The organism is Aliivibrio wodanis (assembly GCF_052920805.1).
In genome coordinates this window covers 2,391,129-2,417,525 of the sequence record NZ_JBREXA010000002.1, presented here as the reverse complement: position 1 = coordinate 2,417,525, position 26,397 = coordinate 2,391,129, and the positions used below count along the sequence as shown (strand labels likewise).

The 26,397-nt window shown below is 44.9% G+C and carries 9 protein-coding genes, 7 tRNA genes and 10 rRNA genes; 5 read left to right on the top strand and 21 right to left on the bottom strand.

The genetic code is table 11. The annotated features are described in order from the left end of the window. Positions 1-2: 2 nt before the first annotated feature. On the top strand, positions 3-3,074 hold the full coding sequence (locus ACU5DF_RS19130; RefSeq protein WP_446713888.1) for a multidrug efflux RND transporter permease subunit: 3,072 nt from the start codon (positions 3-5) through the stop codon (positions 3,072-3,074). Between the two features lie 108 nt (positions 3,075-3,182). Next, positions 3,183-3,434: a ubiquinone biosynthesis accessory factor UbiK gene (gene ubiK, locus ACU5DF_RS19125; RefSeq protein ID WP_045103195.1), complete on the top strand. Its 252-nt coding sequence runs from the start codon at positions 3,183-3,185 to the stop codon at positions 3,432-3,434. A gap of 243 nt (positions 3,435-3,677) precedes the next feature. Here ubiK and ilvC read toward each other — a convergent pair whose 3' ends face one another. Next, positions 3,678-5,162 (bottom strand): ketol-acid reductoisomerase, encoded by a 1,485-nt coding sequence (gene ilvC, locus ACU5DF_RS19120; protein WP_065593248.1) that lies wholly within the window; start codon positions 5,160-5,162, stop codon positions 3,678-3,680. 126 nt (positions 5,163-5,288) lie between these two features. On the opposite strand from ilvC, the gene ilvY reads away from it, so the two are divergent. Beyond that, positions 5,289-6,173: an HTH-type transcriptional activator IlvY gene (ilvY, locus tag ACU5DF_RS19115; RefSeq protein WP_446713887.1), complete on the top strand. Its 885-nt coding sequence runs from the start codon at positions 5,289-5,291 to the stop codon at positions 6,171-6,173. A 51-nt stretch (positions 6,174-6,224) separates the two neighbouring features. Here the strand turns inward: ilvY and rrf (ACU5DF_RS19110) are convergent. The 17 genes from rrf (ACU5DF_RS19110) to ACU5DF_RS19030 all read right to left on the bottom strand — a co-directional run bounded on the left by rrf (ACU5DF_RS19110) (position 6,225) and on the right by ACU5DF_RS19030 (position 22,941). Next, positions 6,225-6,340 (bottom strand): 5S ribosomal RNA (gene rrf, locus ACU5DF_RS19110). Positions 6,341-6,357: 17 nt separating this feature from the next. After that, positions 6,358-6,434: transfer RNA gene (locus tag ACU5DF_RS19105), tRNA-Thr, on the bottom strand. 63 nt (positions 6,435-6,497) lie between these two features. Further along, a 5S ribosomal RNA gene (gene rrf, locus ACU5DF_RS19100) occupies positions 6,498-6,613 on the bottom strand. Between the two features lie 136 nt (positions 6,614-6,749). Continuing rightward, positions 6,750-9,640: ribosomal RNA gene (locus ACU5DF_RS19095) — 23S ribosomal RNA — on the bottom strand. Between the two features lie 282 nt (positions 9,641-9,922). Beyond that, a tRNA-Val gene (locus tag ACU5DF_RS19090) sits at positions 9,923-9,998 on the bottom strand. A 31-nt stretch (positions 9,999-10,029) separates the two neighbouring features. Further along, positions 10,030-10,105 (bottom strand) — tRNA-Lys (locus ACU5DF_RS19085). A gap of 2 nt (positions 10,106-10,107) precedes the next feature. After that, positions 10,108-10,183 (bottom strand) — tRNA-Glu (locus ACU5DF_RS19080). Between the two features lie 96 nt (positions 10,184-10,279). Then, positions 10,280-11,822: ribosomal RNA gene (locus tag ACU5DF_RS19075) — 16S ribosomal RNA — on the bottom strand. A 401-nt stretch (positions 11,823-12,223) separates the two neighbouring features. Further along, positions 12,224-12,339: ribosomal RNA gene (gene rrf / locus ACU5DF_RS19070) — 5S ribosomal RNA — on the bottom strand. A 124-nt stretch (positions 12,340-12,463) separates the two neighbouring features. Next, positions 12,464-15,354: ribosomal RNA gene (locus tag ACU5DF_RS19065) — 23S ribosomal RNA — on the bottom strand. Positions 15,355-15,636: 282 nt separating this feature from the next. After that, positions 15,637-15,712: transfer RNA gene (locus ACU5DF_RS19060), tRNA-Val, on the bottom strand. A gap of 31 nt (positions 15,713-15,743) precedes the next feature. Continuing rightward, a tRNA-Lys gene (locus ACU5DF_RS19055) sits at positions 15,744-15,819 on the bottom strand. Positions 15,820-15,821: 2 nt separating this feature from the next. Then, positions 15,822-15,897, bottom strand: a tRNA-Glu gene (locus ACU5DF_RS19050). Positions 15,898-15,993: 96 nt separating this feature from the next. Continuing rightward, positions 15,994-17,536 (bottom strand): 16S ribosomal RNA (locus ACU5DF_RS19045). A 402-nt stretch (positions 17,537-17,938) separates the two neighbouring features. Next, a 5S ribosomal RNA gene (rrf, locus tag ACU5DF_RS19040) occupies positions 17,939-18,054 on the bottom strand. 124 nt (positions 18,055-18,178) lie between these two features. Beyond that, positions 18,179-21,069 (bottom strand): 23S ribosomal RNA (locus tag ACU5DF_RS19035). Between the two features lie 329 nt (positions 21,070-21,398). Further along, a 16S ribosomal RNA gene (locus ACU5DF_RS19030) occupies positions 21,399-22,941 on the bottom strand. Together the 16S, 23S and 5S rRNA genes with 7 tRNA genes alongside form the textbook arrangement of a ribosomal RNA operon. Positions 22,942-23,455: 514 nt before the next feature. Between ACU5DF_RS19030 and ACU5DF_RS19025 the strand changes: the two genes are divergently transcribed. Beyond that, the gene (locus ACU5DF_RS19025; protein WP_446713886.1) at positions 23,456-24,001 is read left to right on the top strand and encodes a gamma carbonic anhydrase family protein; all 546 of its coding nucleotides are present in this window, start codon (positions 23,456-23,458) and stop codon (positions 23,999-24,001) included. Here ACU5DF_RS19025 and ACU5DF_RS19020 read toward each other — a convergent pair. The 3 genes from ACU5DF_RS19020 to tsaC form a co-directional block, all read right to left on the bottom strand. Beyond that, on the bottom strand, positions 23,994-24,257 hold the full coding sequence (locus tag ACU5DF_RS19020; RefSeq protein ID WP_446713885.1) for a DUF1488 family protein: 264 nt from the start codon (positions 24,255-24,257) through the stop codon (positions 23,994-23,996). The two genes, ACU5DF_RS19025 and ACU5DF_RS19020, sit on opposite strands and share 8 nt — an antisense overlap. After that, positions 24,257-25,078 carry a shikimate dehydrogenase gene (aroE, locus tag ACU5DF_RS19015; protein ID WP_446713884.1) on the bottom strand — a complete coding sequence of 274 codons (822 nt, stop codon included), beginning with the start codon at positions 25,076-25,078 and terminating at the stop codon, positions 24,257-24,259. Before aroE ends, ACU5DF_RS19020 begins: the two co-directional genes overlap by 1 nt. 73 nt (positions 25,079-25,151) lie before the next feature. After that, a complete protein-coding gene (tsaC, locus tag ACU5DF_RS19010; RefSeq protein ID WP_446713883.1) occupies positions 25,152-25,709 on the bottom strand; it encodes an L-threonylcarbamoyladenylate synthase type 1 TsaC in 558 nt (185 codons plus the stop codon). A gap of 200 nt (positions 25,710-25,909) precedes the next feature. Here tsaC and purE point away from each other — a divergent pair, with 200 nt between their 5' ends. Beyond that, positions 25,910-26,395: a 5-(carboxyamino)imidazole ribonucleotide mutase gene (gene purE / locus ACU5DF_RS19005; RefSeq protein WP_446713882.1), complete on the top strand. Its 486-nt coding sequence runs from the start codon at positions 25,910-25,912 to the stop codon at positions 26,393-26,395. The last annotated feature ends 2 nt before the right edge of the window (positions 26,396-26,397 follow it).

Here is a 26,397-nt window from a genome sequence, read left to right as displayed (position 1 = left end):
TTATGCGCTTTACTGATGTTTTCATTAAACGTCCAGTTTTAGCGGTATCAATCAGCTTTTTGATTGCCTTGCTTGGTATTCAAGCAATTTTCAAAATGCAGGTTCGTGAATACCCTGAAATGACGAATACGGTAGTAACAGTAACAACAAGTTATTACGGTGCGAGTGCGGATCTTATCCAAGGTTTTATCACTCAACCATTAGAGCAAGCAGTCGCACAGGCTGATAATATTGATTTCATGACTTCACAATCGGTAATGGGTAAATCGACTATTACCGTGACGATGAAATTAAATACTGACCCTAACGCTGCTCTCTCTGACATATTGGCAAAGACTAACTCTGTTCGATCTCAGCTTCCTAAAGAATCTGAAGACCCAACAGTTACTATGTCTACCGGTTCAACGACTGCGGTACTTTATATTGGTTTTACCAGTGATGAACTAGTATCAAGCCAAATTACCGATTATCTAGAACGAGTTGTTAACCCTCAACTATTTACGGTTAATGGTGTCTCTAAAGTCGACCTATATGGTGGGATGAAATATGCTCTACGTATTTGGTTAGACCCTGCACGTATGGCTGCTATCGATATGACGGCAACTGATGTTATGAGTGTTCTTAATGCTAATAACTTCCAATCTGCGGCAGGACAAGCTACAGGTGAGTTTGTTTTATATAATGGTAGTGCAGATACTCAAGTATCTAATGTAGAAGAGCTAGAAAATCTAGTCATTAGAACGGGTAAAGGCGAAGTCGTGCGCTTAAGTGATATTGCTAAAGTGTCTTTAGAAAAAAGTCACGATGTATACCGAGCCAGTGCCAATGGCCAAGAGGCGGTTGTTGCTGCAATTAACGCTGCACCAAGTGCAAACCCAATCAATATTGCGGCTGATGTTCTTGATTTATTGCCACAACTAGAGAAGAACTTACCAACTAATATCAAGATGAACATCATGTATGACTCTACGATTGCGATCAACGAGTCTATCCATGAAGTAATCAAAACCATCATTGAAGCTGCATTAATCGTATTAGTAGTGATTACCTTATTCTTAGGTTCATTCCGAGCGGTAATCATTCCAATCGTCACCATTCCATTATCACTTATTGGTGTAGCAATGGTTATGCAGGCGATGGGGTTCTCATGGAACTTAATGACACTACTTGCGATGGTTCTAGCGATCGGTTTGGTAGTTGATGATGCCATTGTTGTTCTTGAAAATGTCGACCGTCATATTAAATTGGGTGAAACTCCTTTCCGGGCTGCGATTATAGGTACTCGTGAAATTGCGGTTCCTGTTATTGCAATGACATTAACGCTTGGTGCGGTATATGCTCCAATCGCAATGATGGGTGGTATTACTGGTTCTCTATTTAAAGAATTTGCATTAACCCTAGCAGGTGCTGTATTTGTTTCTGGTATCGTTGCATTAACACTTTCACCAATGATGTGTTCAAAAATGCTTATTGCCAATGAGGAACCAAATAAATTTGAGAAGAAAGTCCATCACATTCTAGATGGAATGAGTGAACGTTATGAGCGCATGCTAAATGTGATCATGACTCGTCGCCCAGTAATTATTGGTTTCTCTATTATTGTTTTTGCAAGTCTACCTTTGCTGTTTAAGTTCATCCCTAGTGAGCTTGCGCCTTCGGAAGATAAAGGGGTTATTATGCTAATGGGTACCGCCCCATCAAATGCAAACCTTGATTACATGCAAAATACAATGAATGATGTGAATAGCATTCTTTCTGAACAACCAGAAGTTTCTTTTGCTCAAGTATTTACGGGCGTACCAAACGCAAACCAAGCCTTTGGTATTGCATCTATGGTGCCTTGGAGCGAACGTGAAACAAGCCAAGCTGAAGTCGCAAAGCGTGTAGGTAGCTTAATAAAAGATGTTCCAGGTATGGCAGTAACAGCATTCCAAATGCCTGAACTTCCTGGTGCAGGCTCAGGCCTACCTATTCAGTTTGTTATTACTACACCAAACAGCTTCGAAAGCTTATTCCAAATAGCAACAGAGGTATTAACAGAGGTAAAGGGTAGCCCTCTATTTGTTTATTCCGATCTTGATTTAAATTATGATTCAGCAACGATGAAAATCAATATTGATAAAGATAAAGCAGGTGCTTATGGTGTAACCATGCAAGATATTGGTATCACACTAAGTACTATGATGGCTGATGGTTATGTAAACCGCATTGACCTTAATGGACGCTCATACGAGGTAATCCCTCAAGTAGAGCGTAAATATCGTCTAAACCCTGAATCAATGAACAATTACTATGTTCGTTCAGCAAGTGGTGAAGCGGTTCCTTTAGGTAGCCTAATTTCAATTGATGTTATTGCTGAACCTCGTTCACTGCCTCACTTCAACCAACTAAACTCAGCAACGGTTGGTGCTGTTCCATCTCCAGGTATTGCAATGGGTGATGCGATCACTTGGTTTGAAGATATCGCAAACAACAAGTTACCAAGTGGTTATAACCATGACTATATGGGTGAAGCACGCCAGTATGTAACTGAAGGTAGCGCCCTATACGCAACGTTTGGTTTAGCATTGGCGATTATCTTCTTAGTACTTGCGATTCAATTTGAATCTATTCGAGATCCATTGGTAATAATGGTTTCAGTTCCACTAGCAATTTGTGGAGCCTTAATTGCTCTTGCTTGGGGTGCTGCGACAATGAATATCTATTCTCAAGTAGGTCTGATCACTCTGGTTGGACTAATTACTAAGCATGGTATTTTAATTTGTGAAGTCGCAAAAGAAGAACAATTACATAATCTGAAGAATCGTATGGAAGCGGTAACAGAAGCAGCGAAAGTGCGTTTGCGTCCAATCCTTATGACTACAGCAGCAATGATCGCGGGTCTTATCCCATTGATGTATGCAAGTGGTGCTGGCGCTGCTCAGCGCTTTAGTATTGGTATTGTAATCGTAGCAGGCCTAGCGATTGGGACGTTGTTTACGCTGTTCGTACTACCTGTAATTTATAGTTACTTAGCAAGTGAACATAAACCATTACCTGTTTTTGAAGAAGATAAAGAGATCAAAGAATCTTAATGGTAAATAGTTATTAAAGGCTACTTCGGTAGCCTTTTTTTTATTTCAATAGCGACAATTGACAAGGCTTTACTTAGAATAAAGAAAAGTATTCAACTAAGGATAATTATGTTTGATCCAAAGAAACTAGAACAAGTAGCAAAACAAATTCATGACTCAATGCCGCAGCCAGTAAAAGAACTAGGCACCGATGTTGAACAAAAAGTTCGCCAAGTAATCCAAGGTCAATTAAATAAGCTTGATGTGGTAGGTAGAGAGGAATTCGATGTTCAAACTCAAGTTCTATTACGTACTCGTCAAAAGCTAACAGCAATGGAACAAAAGTTGGCTGAATTAGAAGAAAAGCTATCAGAAAAATAATGCCAATCACTGTAAGTAAGTGAACAGAAATAGCGCAGGGAAAATGATTGAGAACAGGGCGAATTTTTCGATAAGTAGTTATTCTACAATCAAAAATTTCAACGCAGTTATCAAGTATTTTAACTAGCTAGGATGACCAGTTATTTACTACGATTGGTATAATTCGATAGATTCATAATTTACACATAAAAAAATGGCTTAACCATCACTGGTTAAGCCATTTTTATATTCATTTGGTATTAATTAACCACCAACTGCAATACGTTTCATATCGCTCATATAGCTACGTAGCTCTTCACCAATATACTCTACTGGGTGGTTACGAATTGCTTCATTAACAGCAATTAGCGTTGCATTATCAACTTGATTTGATGTCTCACCTAAGCCACGACCAATTACATTAGTTTCAACTGATGGCATAAACTTCTCACGAAGTAGTGGTGTTGCTACATTAGCAAATAGATAGTTACCATATTCAGCCGTGTCAGAAATTACTACATTCATTTCATACAAGCGCTTACGAGCAACTGTATTAGCAATTAACGGTAATTCATGTAGTGATTCATAATATGCAGACTCATCAACAATACCTGATGAAGTCATTGCTTCAAAGGCTAATTCAACACCAGCACGAACCATAGCAACAAGTAGAATACCGTTATCAAAATATTCTTGCTCTGAAATCTCTACATCTGACTCAGGGTAATTTTCAAATGCTGTTTGGCCTGTCTCTTCACGCCAACCTAATAGGTTCACATCATCATTGGCCCAATCAGCCATCATTGTACGAGAGAATTCACCTTGAATAATATCATCCATATGTTTGTTATATAGAGGACGCATTAACTCTTTTAGTTCTTCAGATAGTTCGAATGCCTTCACTTTTGCAGGATTAGATAGACGATCCATCATGTGAGTAACACCACCGAACTTAAGTGCTTCGGTAATTGTTTCCCAACCAAACTGTAGCAATTTACCGGCATAACCAGGTTCAATGCCATCAGCGATCATTTTCTCATAAGATACAATTGAACCAGCTTGTAGCATGCCACAAAGGATTGTTTGCTCGCCCATTAAATCAGATTTTACTTCAGCGACAAAAGAAGACTCAAGACAACCAGCTCTGTGACCACCAGTACCTGCAGCCCATGCTTTTGCAATATCCCAGCCTTCACCTTTTGGATCATTTTCAGGGTGCACAGCTATCAATGTAGGTACACCAAAACCACGCTTATATTCTTCACGTACTTCTGTACCTGGACACTTAGGAGCAACCATAACAACTGTTATATCTTTACGGATCTGCATCCCTTCTTCTACAACATTAAAGCCATGAGAGTAACCTAGTGCAGCGCCTTCTTTCATTAGAGGCATTACAGTTTCAACAACATTTGTATGTTGCTTATCAGGCGTTAGGTTAACCACAAGATCTGCTTGAGGAATTAGTTTTTCATAGCTAGCAACTTCAAAGCCATTTTCTTTGGCATTTTTATACGACTGACGCTGTTCATCAATCGCAGCTTGACGTAGTGCATATGCTACATCTAAGCCTGAGTCACGCATATTAAGACCTTGATTAAGACCTTGAGCACCACAACCTACAATAACCACTTTCTTTCCTTTAAGGTAATCAGCTTCTGTTGCAAATTCCTCACGGTCCATAAAGCGACAACGACCAAGTTGATCCAACTGCTCGCGTAAATTAAGTGTGTTAAAGTAATTAGCCATGATAAAACTCCATAAATATCATTTAATCCATTAGGATGATCTTGTGTATAAAAAGATAATAACGAAAGATTAACATTGTCAAAAGTGATATATTAGCAATACATGATTGCAATATAGGCAATATAAATGAACATAAAACTCCTACAAACTTTCCTACACCTTTGTGAAAGTCATAGTTTTACTCAAACATCAAAAGCAATGCACTTAAGCCCTTCAGCATTAAGTCGACAAATTCAAAAGTTAGAAGATGACGTTGGGCATCCATTATTCATTAGAGATAACAGAAGTGTAGAATTAACAACGGCAGCTAAGCAGCTTATTCCCATTGCTTTAAATATTTGTGCTGAATGGAGTGGTTACAAAGCAAGCTCAAATATTGTAAATAATACTCTTAAAGGACAATTAAATTTGTTTTGCTCAGTAACTGCAAGTTACAGCCATTTACCTCAATTATTAAACGACTTTAAGGTTAACTATCCCCATATAGACATTAAACTATCTACCGGTGATCCTGCTCAAGCGATCAATAAGATTGAAACATCAGAAGTCGATATTGCAATATCAGCTCTTCCAGAAACCTTATCAAATAAACTTGCCTTTGAAATTATCAGTGAAATCCCACTTTCGATCATTGCTCCAATTGGTAACAATCACTTCATCAGTGAAATTAATAAAGAAAATACAAATTGGAAGTCATTGCCTTTTATTTTGCCAGAATCAGGAACTGCGAGAAATAGAGCAAATCAATGGTTTAAGAAACAGAAAATCAAACCCACAATTTACGCTCAAGTATCAGGGCATGAAGCAATTGTGAGTATGGTGGCGTTAGGCTGCGGTATAGGTATAGCTCCAGACGTAGTAATAAATAACAGTCCAGTAAAAGATAAAGTTCAGCGCTTAAACATATCGCCTATAGCGCCTTTTAAATTGGGATTATGCTGTAAAAAATCAAAACTAAATGATTCTGTCATTCAGGCATTGTGGCAAGTAGCTGAAAATACGTTTATTTAATCTAAATAAAACGAAAAAAGGCTTCCCATAGGGAAGCCTTTTAAAATTTGAGCCTAGCGATGTCCTACTCTCACATGGGGAAACCCCACACTACCATCGGCGCTATTACGTTTCACTTCTGAGTTCGGCATGGGATCAGGTGGGTCCATAACGCTATGGTCGCTAAGCAAAATCTGTCAGTAAATGGTGCTGATACCCAGACTCGAACTGGGGACCTCACCCTTACCAAGGGTGCGCTCTACCGGGCTGAGCTATATCAGCAAATAACTATTTACTTTTGTAATCGAAAAAAAGCCATCCTTTGGATGGCTTTTTAAAATTCAAGCCTGGCGATGTCCTACTCTCACATGGGGAAACCCCACACTACCATCGGCGCTATTACGTTTCACTTCTGAGTTCGGCATGGGATCAGGTGGGTCCATAACGCTATGGTCGCCAAGCAAATTCTTTCTATCTACCTCACTAAGAGATAAATAATAATCTGGAAAGCCGTTTCTCTATATAAAGAGTTGTTCTTAATCACATTCAATCTGTTTCTTGCAACTTTAAATCCGTTCAAAACCCCTTGGGTGTTGTATGGTTAAGCCTCACGGGCAATTAGTACAGGTTAGCTCAATGCCTCGCAGCACTTACACACCCTGCCTATCTACGTCGTAGTCTCCAACAACCCTTTAGGATACGTATAGTATCAGGGATGACTCATCTCAAGGCTCGCTTCACGCTTAGATGCTTTCAGCGTTTATCGATCCCGAACTTAGCTACCGGGCAATGCTACTGGCGTAACAACCCGAACACCAGAGGTTCGTCCACTCCGGTCCTCTCGTACTAGGAGCAGCCCCTTTCAATCATCCAACGCCCACGGCAGATAGGGACCGAACTGTCTCACGACGTTCTAAACCCAGCTCGCGTACCACTTTAAATGGCGAACAGCCATACCCTTGGGACCGACTTCAGCCCCAGGATGTGATGAGCCGACATCGAGGTGCCAAACACCGCCGTCGATATGAACTCTTGGGCGGTATCAGCCTGTTATCCCCGGAGTACCTTTTATCCGTTGAGCGATGGCCCTTCCATTCAGAACCACCGGATCACTATGACCTACTTTCGTACCTGCTCGAATTGTCATTCTCGCAGTCAAGCGGGCTTATGCCATTGCACTAACCACACGATGTCCAACCGTGTTTAGCCCACCTTCGTGCTCCTCCGTTACTCTTTGGGAGGAGACCGCCCCAGTCAAACTACCCACCAGGCACTGTCCGCAACCCCGATAAGGGGCCAACGTTAGAACATCAAGCATACAAGGGTGGTATTTCAAGATTGCCTCCACCAATACTAGCGTACTGGTTTCAAAGGCTCCCACCTATCCTACACATGTAGGGTCAATGTTCAGTGCCAAGCTGTAGTAAAGGTTCACGGGGTCTTTCCGTCTAGCCGCGGGTACACTGCATCTTCACAGCGATTTCAATTTCACTGAGTCTCGGGTGGAGACAGCGTGGCCATCATTACGCCATTCGTGCAGGTCGGAACTTACCCGACAAGGAATTTCGCTACCTTAGGACCGTTATAGTTACGGCCGCCGTTTACTTGGGCTTCGATCAAGAGCTTCGACCGAAGTCTAACCCCATCAATTAACCTTCAAGCACCGGGCAGGCGTCACACCGTATACGTCATCTTACGATTTAGCACAGTGCTATGTTTTTAATAAACAGTTGCAGCCACCTGGTATCTGCGACTCCCGGCAGCTTAGAGAGCAAGTCTCATCACCGCTAGGAGCGTACCTTCTCCCGAAGTTACGGTACCATTTTGCCTAGTTCCTTCACCCGAGTTCTCTCAAGCGCCTTAGTATTCTCTACTCGACCACCTGTGTCGGTTTGGGGTACGATTTCTTATAATCTGAAGCTTAGAGGCTTTTCCTGGAAGCATGGCATCAATGGCTTCACATCCGTAGATGCTCGACATCGTGTCTCAGCCTAACAAGAGTCCGGATTTACCTAAACTCTTAGCCTACGCACTTGAACTTGGACGACCGTCGCCAAGCCCACCTAGCCTTCTCCGTCCCCCCATCGCAATTATAAGAAGTACGGGAATATTAACCCGTTTCCCATCGACTACGCTTTTCAGCCTCGCCTTAGGGGTCGACTTACCCTGCCCCGATTAACGTTGGACAGGAACCCTTGGTCTTCCGGCGAGGGGGTTTTTCACCCCCTTTATCGTTACTCATGTCAGCATTCGCACTTCTGATACCTCCAGCATGCCTTACAGCACACCTTCGACGGCTTACAGAACGCTCCCCTACCCAGCACAATAAATTGCACTGCCGCAGCTTCGGTGTATAGCTTAGCCCCGTTACATCTTCCGCGCAGGCCGACTCGACCAGTGAGCTATTACGCTTTCTTTAAATGATGGCTGCTTCTAAGCCAACATCCTGGCTGTCTGAGCCTTCCCACATCGTTTCCCACTTAGCTATAACTTTGGGACCTTAGCTGGCGGTCTGGGTTGTTTCCCTCTCCACGACGGACGTTAGCACCCGCCGTGTGTCTCCCGGATAGTACTTACTGGTATTCGGAGTTTGCAAAGGGTTGGTAAGTCGGGATGACCCCCTAGCCTTAACAGTGCTCTACCCCCAGTAGTATTCGTCCGAGGCTCTACCTAAATAGATTTCGGGGAGAACCAGCTATCTCCAAGTTTGATTGGCCTTTCACCCCTAGCCACAAGTCATCCGCTAATTTTTCAACATTAGTCGGTTCGGTCCTCCAATTGATGTTACTCAATCTTCAACCTGCCCATGGCTAGATCACTTGGTTTCGGGTCTATATCCAGAGACTGAACGCCCAGTTAAGACTCGGTTTCCCTACGGCTCCCCTAAACGGTTAACCTTGCCACTGAATATAAGTCGCTGACCCATTATACAAAAGGTACGCAGTCACATAACAAGTATGCTCCTACTGCTTGTACGTACACGGTTTCAGGTTCTATTTCACTCCCCTCACAGGGGTTCTTTTCGCCTTTCCCTCACGGTACTGGTTCACTATCGGTCAGTCAGTAGTATTTAGCCTTGGAGGATGGTCCCCCCATATTCAGACAGGATATCACGTGTCCCGCCTTACTCGTTTTCACTGATTATGAGATGTCGGTTACAGGGCTATCACCTTGTATCGCGCCACTTTCCAGAGGCTTCACCTGTCTCATTAAAAGCTTAAGGGCTAACCCAATTTCGCTCGCCGCTACTTTCGGGATCTCGGTTGATTTCTCTTCCTCGGGGTACTTAGATGTTTCAGTTCTCCCGGTTTGCTTCGCTGCGCTATGTATTCACGCAGCGATACTAGCTTATGCTAGTGGGTTTCCCCATTCAGAAATCCCAGACTCAAAAGGTTTTTACTACCTAATCTGGGCTTATCGCAAGTTAATACGTCTTTCATCGCCTCTGACTGCCAAGGCATCCACCGTGTACGCTTAGTCACTTAACCATACAACCCCAAGAGGTTTCGTATGGCATAAACAACCAAGGTTGAACTCGTCATTGCGAGTTCTGGTTTTTCGCCGGATTCAAAATACAAGAACACTTGAATGTGTTTTTAATTTGTTTATCTAAGATAAACAAAAGATATTAAGAACTTTTAAATTTTGATTTGAATAACTCGTAAGTTATTTAAATCAGTCAGCTTTCCAAATTGTTAAAGAGCAATGTTTCTTTCGAAACCATTTTTAAAGACTCTCAAAGGCTTATTTACCTTAAGAACGCTTAAAGATGGTGGGCGATACCGGGCTCGAACCAGTGACCCCCTCCTTGTAAGGGAGGTGCTCTCCCAACTGAGCTAATCGCCCACGAAAGTTTTAATTCCTTCGTGAGAAAGAATGGTGGGTCGTGCAGGATTCGAACCTGCGACCAATTGATTAAAAGTCAACTGCTCTACCAACTGAGCTAACGACCCAATGGTATCCCGTAGGGGAGTCGAACCCCTGTTACCGCCGTGAAAGGGCGGTGTCCTAGGCCTCTAGACGAACGGGACACTGGATATTTTGAAGGTGTTGGGCACCTTCCATTGCTTTTTACTTTTTTAACCTAATCAATCTGTGTGAACACTCATAAATCGTAATCTATCGTTTAAGGAGGTGATCCAGCCCCAGGTTCCCCTAGGGCTACCTTGTTACGACTTCACCCCAGTCATGAACCACAAAGTGGTGAGCGTCCTCCCGAAGGTTAAACTACCCACTTCTTTTGCAGCCCACTCCCATGGTGTGACGGGCGGTGTGTACAAGGCCCGGGAACGTATTCACCGTGACATTCTGATTCACGATTACTAGCGATTCCGACTTCACGGAGTCGAGTTGCAGACTCCGATCCGGACTACGACGCACTTTTTGGGATTCGCTCACTATCGCTAGCTTGCAGCCCTCTGTATGCGCCATTGTAGCACGTGTGTAGCCCTACTCGTAAGGGCCATGATGACTTGACGTCGTCCCCACCTTCCTCCGGTTTATCACCGGCAGTCTCCCTGGAGTTCCCACCATTACGTGCTGGCAAACAAGGATAAGGGTTGCGCTCGTTGCGGGACTTAACCCAACATTTCACAACACGAGCTGACGACAGCCATGCAGCACCTGTCTCAGAGTTCCCGAAGGCACTAAGCTATCTCTAGCGAATTCTCTGGATGTCAAGAGTAGGTAAGGTTCTTCGCGTTGCATCGAATTAAACCACATGCTCCACCGCTTGTGCGGGCCCCCGTCAATTCATTTGAGTTTTAATCTTGCGACCGTACTCCCCAGGCGGTCTACTTAACGCGTTAGCTCCGAAAGCCACGGCTCAAGGCCACAACCTCCAAGTAGACATCGTTTACGGCGTGGACTACCAGGGTATCTAATCCTGTTTGCTCCCCACGCTTTCGCATCTGAGTGTCAGTGTCTGTCCAGGGGGCCGCCTTCGCCACTGGTATTCCTTCAGATCTCTACGCATTTCACCGCTACACCTGAAATTCTACCCCCCTCTACAGCACTCTAGTTTGCCAGTTTCAAATGCGGTTCCGAGGTTGAGCCCCGGGCTTTCACATCTGACTTAACAAACCACCTGCATGCGCTTTACGCCCAGTAATTCCGATTAACGCTCGCACCCTCCGTATTACCGCGGCTGCTGGCACGGAGTTAGCCGGTGCTTCTTCTGTCGCTAACGTCAAGATATGCAGCTATTAACTACACACCCTTCCTCACGACTGAAAGTACTTTACAACCCGAAGGCCTTCTTCATACACGCGGCATGGCTGCATCAGGCTTTCGCCCATTGTGCAATATTCCCCACTGCTGCCTCCCGTAGGAGTCTGGACCGTGTCTCAGTTCCAGTGTGGCTGATCATCCTCTCAGACCAGCTAGAGATCGTCGCCTTGGTGAGCTCTTACCTCACCAACAAGCTAATCTCACCTGGGCTAATCTTAGCGCGAGAGGTCCGAAGATCCCCCTCTTTGGTCCGAAGACATTATGCGGTATTAGCTATCGTTTCCAATAGTTATCCCCCACACTAAGGCATATTCCCAGGCATTACTCACCCGTCCGCCGCTCGTCAGCAAATTAGCAAGCTAATTTCTGTTACCGCTCGACTTGCATGTGTTAGGCCTGCCGCCAGCGTTCAATCTGAGCCATGATCAAACTCTTCAATTAAAGTTTTTTGGTTTGTTTCAGCAGAAACAAAACCGGCTCAATGATTAATACTGATTTCTTACATAAAAGTAATTTTGTGTAGTCACTCAGTTCATTGATTATTTTTGTTTGAATTCACTTCGAAAAGTAAAAGCAAACTAGTGATTATCAACTCACAAGTGCCCACACAGATTGATTTGGTTAAATTGTTAAAGAGCTTGTCTTTCAACCACTTAGCGTTACCGCTTCGTCGCTTCAGGCTGCGTATAATACGCTTTCTGATTTGAAAGTCAAGATAATATTTTCAACTTTTTCATTTATTTATGAAAGACTTAAAAACGTTATGTTGACTTGGCTCACAGTGACAATCTGGGAGCGAAATAAAAGCCCGTTCTATTGAACGGGCACTTATTCAAATTCAAGCCTGGCGATGTCCTACTCTCACATGGGGAAACCCCACACTACCATCGGCGCTATTACGTTTCACTTCTGAGTTCGGCATGGGATCAGGTGGGTCCATAACGCTATGGTCGCCAAGCAAATTCTTTCTATCTACCTCACTAAGAGATAAATAATAATCTGGAAAGCCGCTATTGTGTTCTTAATCACATTCAATCTATTTCTTGTCACTTTAAATCCGTTCAAAACCCCTTGGGTGTTGTATGGTTAAGCCTCACGGGCAATTAGTACAGGTTAGCTCAATGCCTCGCAGCACTTACACACCCTGCCTATCTACGTCGTAGTCTCCAACAACCCTTTAGGATACGTATAGTATCAGGGATGACTCATCTCAAGGCTCGCTTCACGCTTAGATGCTTTCAGCGTTTATCGATCCCGAACTTAGCTACCGGGCAATGCTACTGGCGTAACAACCCGAACACCAGAGGTTCGTCCACTCCGGTCCTCTCGTACTAGGAGCAGCCCCTTTCAATCATCCAACGCCCACGGCAGATAGGGACCGAACTGTCTCACGACGTTCTAAACCCAGCTCGCGTACCACTTTAAATGGCGAACAGCCATACCCTTGGGACCGACTTCAGCCCCAGGATGTGATGAGCCGACATCGAGGTGCCAAACACCGCCGTCGATATGAACTCTTGGGCGGTATCAGCCTGTTATCCCCGGAGTACCTTTTATCCGTTGAGCGATGGCCCTTCCATTCAGAACCACCGGATCACTATGACCTACTTTCGTACCTGCTCGAATTGTCATTCTCGCAGTCAAGCGGGCTTATGCCATTGCACTAACCACACGATGTCCAACCGTGTTTAGCCCACCTTCGTGCTCCTCCGTTACTCTTTGGGAGGAGACCGCCCCAGTCAAACTACCCACCAGGCACTGTCCGCAACCCCGATAAGGGGCCAACGTTAGAACATCAAGCATACAAGGGTGGTATTTCAAGATTGCCTCCACCAATACTAGCGTACTGGTTTCAAAGGCTCCCACCTATCCTACACATGTAGGGTCAATGTTCAGTGCCAAGCTGTAGTAAAGGTTCACGGGGTCTTTCCGTCTAGCCGCGGGTACACTGCATCTTCACAGCGATTTCAATTTCACTGAGTCTCGGGTGGAGACAGCGTGGCCATCATTACGCCATTCGTGCAGGTCGGAACTTACCCGACAAGGAATTTCGCTACCTTAGGACCGTTATAGTTACGGCCGCCGTTTACTTGGGCTTCGATCAAGAGCTTCGACCGAAGTCTAACCCCATCAATTAACCTTCAAGCACCGGGCAGGCGTCACACCGTATACGTCATCTTACGATTTAGCACAGTGCTATGTTTTTAATAAACAGTTGCAGCCACCTGGTATCTGCGACTCCCGGCAGCTTAGAGAGCAAGTCTCATCACCGCTAGGAGCGTACCTTCTCCCGAAGTTACGGTACCATTTTGCCTAGTTCCTTCACCCGAGTTCTCTCAAGCGCCTTAGTATTCTCTACTCGACCACCTGTGTCGGTTTGGGGTACGATTTCTTATAATCTGAAGCTTAGAGGCTTTTCCTGGAAGCATGGCATCAATGGCTTCACATCCGTAGATGCTCGACATCGTGTCTCAGCCTAACAAGAGTCCGGATTTACCTAAACTCTTAGCCTACGCACTTGAACTTGGACGACCGTCGCCAAGCCCACCTAGCCTTCTCCGTCCCCCCATCGCAATTATAAGAAGTACGGGAATATTAACCCGTTTCCCATCGACTACGCTTTTCAGCCTCGCCTTAGGGGTCGACTTACCCTGCCCCGATTAACGTTGGACAGGAACCCTTGGTCTTCCGGCGAGGGGGTTTTTCACCCCCTTTATCGTTACTCATGTCAGCATTCGCACTTCTGATACCTCCAGCATGCCTTACAGCACACCTTCGACGGCTTACAGAACGCTCCCCTACCCAGCACAATAAATTGCACTGCCGCAGCTTCGGTGTATAGCTTAGCCCCGTTACATCTTCCGCGCAGGCCGACTCGACCAGTGAGCTATTACGCTTTCTTTAAATGATGGCTGCTTCTAAGCCAACATCCTGGCTGTCTGAGCCTTCCCACATCGTTTCCCACTTAGCTATAACTTTGGGACCTTAGCTGGCGGTCTGGGTTGTTTCCCTCTCCACGACGGACGTTAGCACCCGCCGTGTGTCTCCCGGATAGTACTTACTGGTATTCGGAGTTTGCAAAGGGTTGGTAAGTCGGGATGACCCCCTAGCCTTAACAGTGCTCTACCCCCAGTAGTATTCGTCCGAGGCTCTACCTAAATAGATTTCGGGGAGAACCAGCTATCTCCAAGTTTGATTGGCCTTTCACCCCTAGCCACAAGTCATCCGCTAATTTTTCAACATTAGTCGGTTCGGTCCTCCAATTGATGTTACTCAATCTTCAACCTGCCCATGGCTAGATCACTTGGTTTCGGGTCTATATCCAGAGACTGAACGCCCAGTTAAGACTCGGTTTCCCTACGGCTCCCCTAAACGGTTAACCTTGCCACTGAATATAAGTCGCTGACCCATTATACAAAAGGTACGCAGTCACATAACAAGTATGCTCCTACTGCTTGTACGTACACGGTTTCAGGTTCTATTTCACTCCCCTCACAGGGGTTCTTTTCGCCTTTCCCTCACGGTACTGGTTCACTATCGGTCAGTCAGTAGTATTTAGCCTTGGAGGATGGTCCCCCCATATTCAGACAGGATATCACGTGTCCCGCCTTACTCGTTTTCACTGATTATGAGATGTCGGTTACAGGGCTATCACCTTGTATCGCGCCACTTTCCAGAGGCTTCACCTGTCTCATTAAAAGCTTAAGGGCTAACCCAATTTCGCTCGCCGCTACTTTCGGGATCTCGGTTGATTTCTCTTCCTCGGGGTACTTAGATGTTTCAGTTCTCCCGGTTTGCTTCGCTGCGCTATGTATTCACGCAGCGATACTAGCTTATGCTAGTGGGTTTCCCCATTCAGAAATCCCAGACTCAAAAGGTTTTTACTACCTAATCTGGGCTTATCGCAAGTTAATACGTCTTTCATCGCCTCTGACTGCCAAGGCATCCACCGTGTACGCTTAGTCACTTAACCATACAACCCCAAGAGGTTTCGTATGGCATAAACAACCAAGGTTGAACTCGTCATTGCGAGTTCTGGTTTTTCGCCGGATTCAAAATACAAGAACACTTGAATGTGTTTTTAATTTGTTTATCTAAGATAAACAAAAGATATTAAGAACTTTTAAATTTTGATTTGAATAACTCGTAAGTTATTTAAATCAGTCAGCTTTCCAAATTGTTAAAGAGCAATGTTTCTTTCGAAACCATTTTTAAAGACTCTCAAAGGCTTATTTACCTTAAGAACGCTTAAAGATGGTGGGCGATACCGGGCTCGAACCAGTGACCCCCTCCTTGTAAGGGAGGTGCTCTCCCAACTGAGCTAATCGCCCACGAAAGTTTTAATTCCTTCGTGAGAAAGAATGGTGGGTCGTGCAGGATTCGAACCTGCGACCAATTGATTAAAAGTCAACTGCTCTACCAACTGAGCTAACGACCCAATGGTATCCCGTAGGGGAGTCGAACCCCTGTTACCGCCGTGAAAGGGCGGTGTCCTAGGCCTCTAGACGAACGGGACACTGGATATTTTGAAGGTGTTGGGCACCTTCCATTGCTTTTTACTTTTTTAACCTAATCAATCTGTGTGAACACTCATAAATCGTAATCTATCGTTTAAGGAGGTGATCCAGCCCCAGGTTCCCCTAGGGCTACCTTGTTACGACTTCACCCCAGTCATGAACCACAAAGTGGTGAGCGTCCTCCCGAAGGTTAAACTACCCACTTCTTTTGCAGCCCACTCCCATGGTGTGACGGGCGGTGTGTACAAGGCCCGGGAACGTATTCACCGTGACATTCTGATTCACGATTACTAGCGATTCCGACTTCACGGAGTCGAGTTGCAGACTCCGATCCGGACTACGACGCACTTTTTGGGATTCGCTCACTATCGCTAGCTTGCAGCCCTCTGTATGCGCCATTGTAGCACGTGTGTAGCCCTACTCGTAAGGGCCATGATGACTTGACGTCGTCCCCACCTTCCTCCGGTTTATCACCGGCAGTCTCCCTGGAGTTCCCACCATTACGTGCTGGCAAACAAGGATAAGGGTTGCGCTCGTTGCGGGACTTAACCCAACATTTCACAACACGAGCTGACGACAGCCATGCAGCACCTGTCTCAGAGTTCCCGAAGGCACTAAGCTATCTCTAGCGAATTCTCTGGATGTCAAGAGTAGGTAAGGTTCTTCGCGTTGCATCGAATTAAACCACATGCTCCACCGCTTGTGCGGGCCCCCGTCAATTCATTTGAGTTTTAATCTTGCGACCGTACTCCCCAGGCGGTCTACTTAACGCGTTAGCTCCGAAAGCCACGGCTCAAGGCCACAACCTCCAAGTAGACATCGTTTACGGCGTGGACTACCAGGGTATCTAATCCTGTTTGCTCCCCACGCTTTCGCATCTGAGTGTCAGTGTCTGTCCAGGGGGCCGCCTTCGCCACTGGTATTCCTTCAGATCTCTACGCATTTCACCGCTACACCTGAAATTCTACCCCCCTCTACAGCACTCTAGTTTGCCAGTTTCAAATGCGGTTCCGAGGTTGAGCCCCGGGCTTTCACATCTGACTTAACAAACCACCTGCATGCGCTTTACGCCCAGTAATTCCGATTAACGCTCGCACCCTCCGTATTACCGCGGCTGCTGGCACGGAGTTAGCCGGTGCTTCTTCTGTCGCTAACGTCAAGATATGCAGCTATTAACTACACACCCTTCCTCACGACTGAAAGTACTTTACAACCCGAAGGCCTTCTTCATACACGCGGCATGGCTGCATCAGGCTTTCGCCCATTGTGCAATATTCCCCACTGCTGCCTCCCGTAGGAGTCTGGACCGTGTCTCAGTTCCAGTGTGGCTGATCATCCTCTCAGACCAGCTAGAGATCGTCGCCTTGGTGAGCTCTTACCTCACCAACAAGCTAATCTCACCTGGGCTAATCTTAGCGCGAGAGGTCCGAAGATCCCCCTCTTTGGTCCGAAGACATTATGCGGTATTAGCTATCGTTTCCAATAGTTATCCCCCACACTAAGGCATATTCCCAGGCATTACTCACCCGTCCGCCGCTCGTCAGCAAATTAGCAAGCTAATTTCTGTTACCGCTCGACTTGCATGTGTTAGGCCTGCCGCCAGCGTTCAATCTGAGCCATGATCAAACTCTTCAATTAAAGTTTTTTTGGTTTGTTTCAGCAGAAACAAAACCGGCTCAATGATTAATACTGATTTCTTACATAAAAGTAATTTTGTGTAGTCACTCAGTTCATTGATTATTTTTGTTTGAATTCACTTCGAAAAGTAAAAGCAAACTAGTGATTATCAACTCACAAGTGCCCACACAGATTGATTTGGTTAAATTGTTAAAGAGCTTGTCTTTCAACCACTTAGCGTTACCGCTTCGTCGCTTCAGGCTGCGTATAATACGCTTTCTGATTTGAAAGTCAAGATAATATTTTCAACTTTTTCATTTATTTATGAAAGACTTAAAAACGTTATGTTGACTTGGCTCACAGTGACAATCTGGGAGCGAAATAAAAGCCCGTTCTATTGAACGGGCACTTATTCAAATTCAAGCCTGGCGATGTCCTACTCTCACATGGGGAAACCCCACACTACCATCGGCGCTATTACGTTTCACTTCTGAGTTCGGCATGGGATCAGGTGGGTCCATAACGCTATGGTCGCCAAGCAAATTCTTTCTATCTACCTCACTAAGAGATAAATAATAATCTGGAAAGCCGCTATTGTGTTCTTAATCACATTCAATCTGTTTCTTGTCACTTTAAATCCGTTCAAAACCCCTTGGGTGTTGTATGGTTAAGCCTCACGGGCAATTAGTACAGGTTAGCTCAATGCCTCGCAGCACTTACACACCCTGCCTATCTACGTCGTAGTCTCCAACAACCCTTTAGGATACGTATAGTATCAGGGATGACTCATCTCAAGGCTCGCTTCACGCTTAGATGCTTTCAGCGTTTATCGATCCCGAACTTAGCTACCGGGCAATGCTACTGGCGTAACAACCCGAACACCAGAGGTTCGTCCACTCCGGTCCTCTCGTACTAGGAGCAGCCCCTTTCAATCATCCAACGCCCACGGCAGATAGGGACCGAACTGTCTCACGACGTTCTAAACCCAGCTCGCGTACCACTTTAAATGGCGAACAGCCATACCCTTGGGACCGACTTCAGCCCCAGGATGTGATGAGCCGACATCGAGGTGCCAAACACCGCCGTCGATATGAACTCTTGGGCGGTATCAGCCTGTTATCCCCGGAGTACCTTTTATCCGTTGAGCGATGGCCCTTCCATTCAGAACCACCGGATCACTATGACCTACTTTCGTACCTGCTCGAATTGTCATTCTCGCAGTCAAGCGGGCTTATGCCATTGCACTAACCACACGATGTCCAACCGTGTTTAGCCCACCTTCGTGCTCCTCCGTTACTCTTTGGGAGGAGACCGCCCCAGTCAAACTACCCACCAGGCACTGTCCGCAACCCCGATAAGGGGCCAACGTTAGAACATCAAGCATACAAGGGTGGTATTTCAAGATTGCCTCCACCAATACTAGCGTACTGGTTTCAAAGGCTCCCACCTATCCTACACATGTAGGGTCAATGTTCAGTGCCAAGCTGTAGTAAAGGTTCACGGGGTCTTTCCGTCTAGCCGCGGGTACACTGCATCTTCACAGCGATTTCAATTTCACTGAGTCTCGGGTGGAGACAGCGTGGCCATCATTACGCCATTCGTGCAGGTCGGAACTTACCCGACAAGGAATTTCGCTACCTTAGGACCGTTATAGTTACGGCCGCCGTTTACTTGGGCTTCGATCAAGAGCTTCGACCGAAGTCTAACCCCATCAATTAACCTTCAAGCACCGGGCAGGCGTCACACCGTATACGTCATCTTACGATTTAGCACAGTGCTATGTTTTTAATAAACAGTTGCAGCCACCTGGTATCTGCGACTCCCGGCAGCTTAGAGAGCAAGTCTCATCACCGCTAGGAGCGTACCTTCTCCCGAAGTTACGGTACCATTTTGCCTAGTTCCTTCACCCGAGTTCTCTCAAGCGCCTTAGTATTCTCTACTCGACCACCTGTGTCGGTTTGGGGTACGATTTCTTATAATCTGAAGCTTAGAGGCTTTTCCTGGAAGCATGGCATCAATGGCTTCACATCCGTAGATGCTCGACATCGTGTCTCAGCCTAACAAGAGTCCGGATTTACCTAAACTCTTAGCCTACGCACTTGAACTTGGACGACCGTCGCCAAGCCCACCTAGCCTTCTCCGTCCCCCCATCGCAATTATAAGAAGTACGGGAATATTAACCCGTTTCCCATCGACTACGCTTTTCAGCCTCGCCTTAGGGGTCGACTTACCCTGCCCCGATTAACGTTGGACAGGAACCCTTGGTCTTCCGGCGAGGGGGTTTTTCACCCCCTTTATCGTTACTCATGTCAGCATTCGCACTTCTGATACCTCCAGCATGCCTTACAGCACACCTTCGACGGCTTACAGAACGCTCCCCTACCCAACACAATAAATTGCATTGCCGCAGCTTCGGTGTATAGCTTAGCCCCGTTACATCTTCCGCGCAGGCCGACTCGACCAGTGAGCTATTACGCTTTCTTTAAATGATGGCTGCTTCTAAGCCAACATCCTGGCTGTCTGAGCCTTCCCACATCGTTTCCCACTTAGCTATAACTTTGGGACCTTAGCTGGCGGTCTGGGTTGTTTCCCTCTCCACGACGGACGTTAGCACCCGCCGTGTGTCTCCCGGATAGTACTTACTGGTATTCGGAGTTTGCAAAGGGTTGGTAAGTCGGGATGACCCCCTAGCCTTAACAGTGCTCTACCCCCAGTAGTATTCGTCCGAGGCTCTACCTAAATAGATTTCGGGGAGAACCAGCTATCTCCAAGTTTGATTGGCCTTTCACCCCTAGCCACAAGTCATCCGCTAATTTTTCAACATTAGTCGGTTCGGTCCTCCAATTGATGTTACTCAATCTTCAACCTGCCCATGGCTAGATCACTTGGTTTCGGGTCTATATCCAGAGACTGAACGCCCAGTTAAGACTCGGTTTCCCTACGGCTCCCCTAAACGGTTAACCTTGCCACTGAATATAAGTCGCTGACCCATTATACAAAAGGTACGCAGTCACATAACAAGTATGCTCCTACTGCTTGTACGTACACGGTTTCAGGTTCTATTTCACTCCCCTCACAGGGGTTCTTTTCGCCTTTCCCTCACGGTACTGGTTCACTATCGGTCAGTCAGTAGTATTTAGCCTTGGAGGATGGTCCCCCCATATTCAGACAGGATATCACGTGTCCCGCCTTACTCGTTTTCACTGATTATGAGATGTCGGTTACAGGGCTATCACCTTGTATCGCGCCACTTTCCAGAGGCTTCACCTGTCTCATTAAAAGCTTAAGGGCTAACCCAATTTCGCTCGCCGCTACTTTCGGGATCTCGGTTGATTTCTCTTCCTCGGGGTACTTAGATGTTTCAGTTCTCCCGGTTTGCTTCGCTGCGCTATGTATTCACGCAGCGATACTAGCTTATGCTAGTGGGTTTCCCCATTCAGAAATCCCAGACTCAAAAGGTTTTTACTACCTAATCTGGGCTTATCGCAAGTTAATACGTCTTTCATCGCCTCTGACTGCCAAGGCATCCACCGTGTACGCTTAGTCACTTAACCATACAACCCCAAGAGGTTTCGTATGGCATAAACAACCAAGGTTGAACTCGTCATTGCGAGTTCTGGTTTTTCGCCGGATTCAAAATACAAGAACACTTGAATGTGTTTTTAATTTGTTTATCTAAGATAAACAAAAGATATTAAGAACTTTTAAATTTTGATTTGAATAACTCGTAAGTTATTTAAATCAGTCAGCTTTCCAAATTGTTAAAGAGCTTAAAGCAAAAAGCTTTAATCAATAATCGAAATCATTAATTAAAGCTCTGTCACTTCAACTTATTAAAACCTTATTAATCTGTGTGAACACTCATAAATCGTAATCTATCGTTTAAGGAGGTGATCCAGCCCCAGGTTCCCCTAGGGCTACCTTGTTACGACTTCACCCCAGTCATGAACCACAAAGTGGTGAGCGTCCTCCCGAAGGTTAAACTACCCACTTCTTTTGCAGCCCACTCCCATGGTGTGACGGGCGGTGTGTACAAGGCCCGGGAACGTATTCACCGTGACATTCTGATTCACGATTACTAGCGATTCCGACTTCACGGAGTCGAGTTGCAGACTCCGATCCGGACTACGACGCACTTTTTGGGATTCGCTCACTATCGCTAGCTTGCAGCCCTCTGTATGCGCCATTGTAGCACGTGTGTAGCCCTACTCGTAAGGGCCATGATGACTTGACGTCGTCCCCACCTTCCTCCGGTTTATCACCGGCAGTCTCCCTGGAGTTCCCACCATTACGTGCTGGCAAACAAAGATAAGGGTTGCGCTCGTTGCGGGACTTAACCCAACATTTCACAACACGAGCTGACGACAGCCATGCAGCACCTGTCTCAGAGTTCCCGAAGGCACTAAGCTATCTCTAGCGAATTCTCTGGATGTCAAGAGTAGGTAAGGTTCTTCGCGTTGCATCGAATTAAACCACATGCTCCACCGCTTGTGCGGGCCCCCGTCAATTCATTTGAGTTTTAATCTTGCGACCGTACTCCCCAGGCGGTCTACTTAACGCGTTAGCTCCGAAAGCCACGGCTCAAGGCCACAACCTCCAAGTAGACATCGTTTACGGCGTGGACTACCAGGGTATCTAATCCTGTTTGCTCCCCACGCTTTCGCATCTGAGTGTCAGTGTCTGTCCAGGGGGCCGCCTTCGCCACTGGTATTCCTTCAGATCTCTACGCATTTCACCGCTACACCTGAAATTCTACCCCCCTCTACAGCACTCTAGTTTGCCAGTTTCAAATGCGGTTCCGAGGTTGAGCCCCGGGCTTTCACATCTGACTTAACAAACCACCTGCATGCGCTTTACGCCCAGTAATTCCGATTAACGCTCGCACCCTCCGTATTACCGCGGCTGCTGGCACGGAGTTAGCCGGTGCTTCTTCTGTCGCTAACGTCAAGATATGCAGCTATTAACTACACACCCTTCCTCACGACTGAAAGTACTTTACAACCCGAAGGCCTTCTTCATACACGCGGCATGGCTGCATCAGGCTTTCGCCCATTGTGCAATATTCCCCACTGCTGCCTCCCGTAGGAGTCTGGACCGTGTCTCAGTTCCAGTGTGGCTGATCATCCTCTCAGACCAGCTAGAGATCGTCGCCTTGGTGAGCTCTTACCTCACCAACAAGCTAATCTCACCTGGGCTAATCTTAGCGCGAGAGGTCCGAAGATCCCCCTCTTTGGTCCGAAGACATTATGCGGTATTAGCTATCGTTTCCAATAGTTATCCCCCACACTAAGGCATATTCCCAGGCATTACTCACCCGTCCGCCGCTCGTCAGCAAATTAGCAAGCTAATTTCTGTTACCGCTCGACTTGCATGTGTTAGGCCTGCCGCCAGCGTTCAATCTGAGCCATGATCAAACTCTTCAATTAAAGTTTTTTGATACCTTTCAGCAGAAAGGATATCGACTCAATGATTAATACTGATTTCTTACATAAAAGTAATTTTGTGTAGTCACTCAGTTCATTGATTATTTTTGTTTGAATTCACTTCGAAAAGTAAAAGCAAACTAGTGATTATCAACTCACAAGTGCCCACACAGATTAATAGGTTTCAAATTGTTAAAGAGCTTTTCTTCTACTTTCAAAGCGATTTCGCTTTTCTGTGAAGAGGACGGTCATTTTATCGATTTAAGCCTCAGTGTCAAGCACTTATTTAAAACTTAATTCTAAACCGCTTTACTAACTCTGATTGCTAACCCCTTATGGGATGGGCTCTCCGTGTCAGTGAGGTCGCATTATAGAGAGTTCGATCACATTGGCAAGCTCTTTTTCAAGATTATTTGATATTTATGTTTTTATGGTTAAAGTACGTACAAATCAATGCTAAATTAGCTTTTTCCCTTCATTTTATTAACAGTAAGTTATCATTTTTAAGAGAGATCATATGAAATCGTCGTTACGTCGCTATAAATCTACCTTTCCTGCTGTTTCTTCTACTGCTTATATAGATTCATCGAGTGTTTTAATTGGTGACATTACTATTGGTGAAGATTCAAGTGTTTGGCCGTTAGTTGTTGCAAGGGGGGATGTGAATCATATTTCAATTGGTGATCGAACAAATATTCAAGATGGTTCTGTTCTTCACGTTACTCATAAAAATACAGACAACCCAAAAGGCGCACCTTTAATCATTGGTAATGATGTCACTATTGGTCACAAAGTAATGCTTCATGGTTGCATCATTGAAGATCGCGTACTAGTTGGTATGGGAAGTATTATTTTAGACAATGCACGAATAGAAGAGGACGTCATGATTGGTGCAGGTAGTTTAATTCCACCAAATAAAAAATTAGAAAAAGGCCACCTTTATATAGGTAGCCCAGTAAAACAGGTTCGCCCTCTATCTATAGAGGAAATAGCATCACTTAAAAAATCGGCAATGAATTATGTCTCATTTAAGAATGACTATATAGAAGAAGAAACTAACTGATATCTATACCACCAGAAGCATTGAATTCTTCATCTTCTATCAATGCTTCTGCTTTATCTTCTATATCAAAACGCAACTGAAGAAATGCCTCTTCTGCTTGCTGACTTGTATTTACTGTTTCTCCGCTTTCTTCTGTTAGCCACAAAAAAGATACCGAGCACTTAATTAGGCTTCCCATTTGCTGAGCAGAAAAAACAACTTGCTGCTTTTCTTGCTCTACTAATAAGTCATCAGAGAAAATAATAGATTGATTCATTACATACCTTCTAAGTTCTTTCTTAATTCTCGTAAGATTTGCTTACTTCCAGGACGCAGTCCTCTCCAAACAGTAAAGCTCTCTGCGGCTTGACCAACTAACATACCTAAACCGTCATAAGCCTGATAAGCATTATTATCCAATGCCCACTGACTAAAGACCGTTTTCCCTGAACCATACATCATGTCATAGCTAATCGTATTATTAGAAAAGATACTTGGATTGATTAGGGGAAGCTGACCAGAAAGGCTCGCTGATGTGGAATTAATAACAACATCAAATGAGTGATTAACCTCGCTCATCATCGCCGCTTCTATCTCACCGTAAGGAGAAAATAATTCAGCAAGCTCTTGGGCTTTTTCATAAGTACGGTTAACGACAGTAATAGATGTAGGGTTTTGCTTTAATAAAGGAAGAATTACACCTCGAGCAGCTCCACCAGCACCTAAAAGCAAAATTCGCTTATCTTTAAGTAATACTTGGTATTGCAGTAAGTCTTGGACTAATCCTTCGCCATCGGTGTTATCTCCCAGAATAATCCCATCATCCAGTTTTTTTAGTGTATTAACAGCGCCTGCCAATTTTGCTCTTTCTGTAAGTTGATCTGCAAAACGAAATGCCTCTTCTTTAAAAGGCACAGTGACATTGCATCCTTTTCCTTGGTGAGAGAAAAAGTCAGTGACTGTCTCAACAAAGTTATCAATTGGCGCTTCGATTGCTTGATACTCTAAGTTTTGCATTGTTTGACGAGCAAATAAGGTATGAATAAATGGAGATTTACTGTGTTTTATCGGGTTACCAAAAACCGCATACTTATCCATGTCGTAATTCCCTCTTAAATAATGACGAAAGTAAAAATTAATTTCACCTTACCTTAAAGAAAGATTTGATGCATTAGCCTTGGCGTAAGGTATTGCCTGTTTTAGCATCTCGAATTTCTGTTGGTTGAGTTCTATTACCAATCTCACCTTGAAAAATAACAACTCCGCTATCACCTAATTGATATTCCACTTCATCAACACTACGGCAAGGTTCAAGGCCGGATAAATTTGCACTGGTTGATGTGATCGGTTTTCCAAAAGCAGAACAAATCGCTTTCACTTGCGGATGATTTGTTACTCGCACAGCAATGCTACTAAATTGCCCAGTCACTAAAGGTAAAGTTTTAGAACTAACAGGGACAATCCAAGTCACTGGCCCCGGCCATGATTCTTTAATTACATTGATTTGATCTAAACTAAGATCATCTAACTCTATATATGGTTCAAGTTGCTCCATAGATCCCGCAATTAAAATCAACCCTTTTTCTTGTGGTCTCTTTTTTACCTCTAATAACTTTAAAAGAGCTTGCTCATTATCTGGATCACAACCGACCCCAAAAACTCCTTCGGTAGGATAAGCAATCACATCACCACGTTTTAGAGCTTCTACGACTTGATTTAGATTCTTCACATTTACACCACTCTTCTATCTATATATCTTCTATTCTATTGATCTACTCAAATCAAACAACTGCTTTCCTTTTTTGAATTGTCAACAATCGTGAATAACTTGTATTTTTACTGACGCAAACGTTTTCCTTAACAAAAAATAACCGTATAATGCCTACAACTTTTTCTATATTGCCAATATCTTTATCCAAGGAGTTCACAATGAAAGTCGGTATTATCATGGGTTCAAAATCAGACTGGCCTACAATGAAACTAGCCGCAGAGATGCTTGATCGCTTTAATGTTCCTTATGAAACAAAAGTGGTTTCGGCTCACAGAACTCCACAACTGCTTGCTGACTATGCTACACAAGCAAAAGATCGTGGTATTAAAGTAATAATTGCAGGCGCTGGTGGTGCGGCTCATCTCCCTGGAATGGCTGCTGCATTTACAAGTATTCCTGTTCTTGGTGTTCCAGTGCAATCTCGTGCTTTAAAAGGTATGGATTCACTTCTTTCAATTGTACAAATGCCAAAAGGAATTGCTGTTGGTACGCTTGCTATTGGTGAAGCGGGCGCTGCAAATGCAGGTATTCTTGCTGCTCAAATTCTTGGTACATACAATGAAGAAGTAATGGCGGAAGTAGAAGCGTTCCGTAAAGAACAGACTGAAATGGTATTAGAAAATCCAGATCCATCAGAGGATTAATC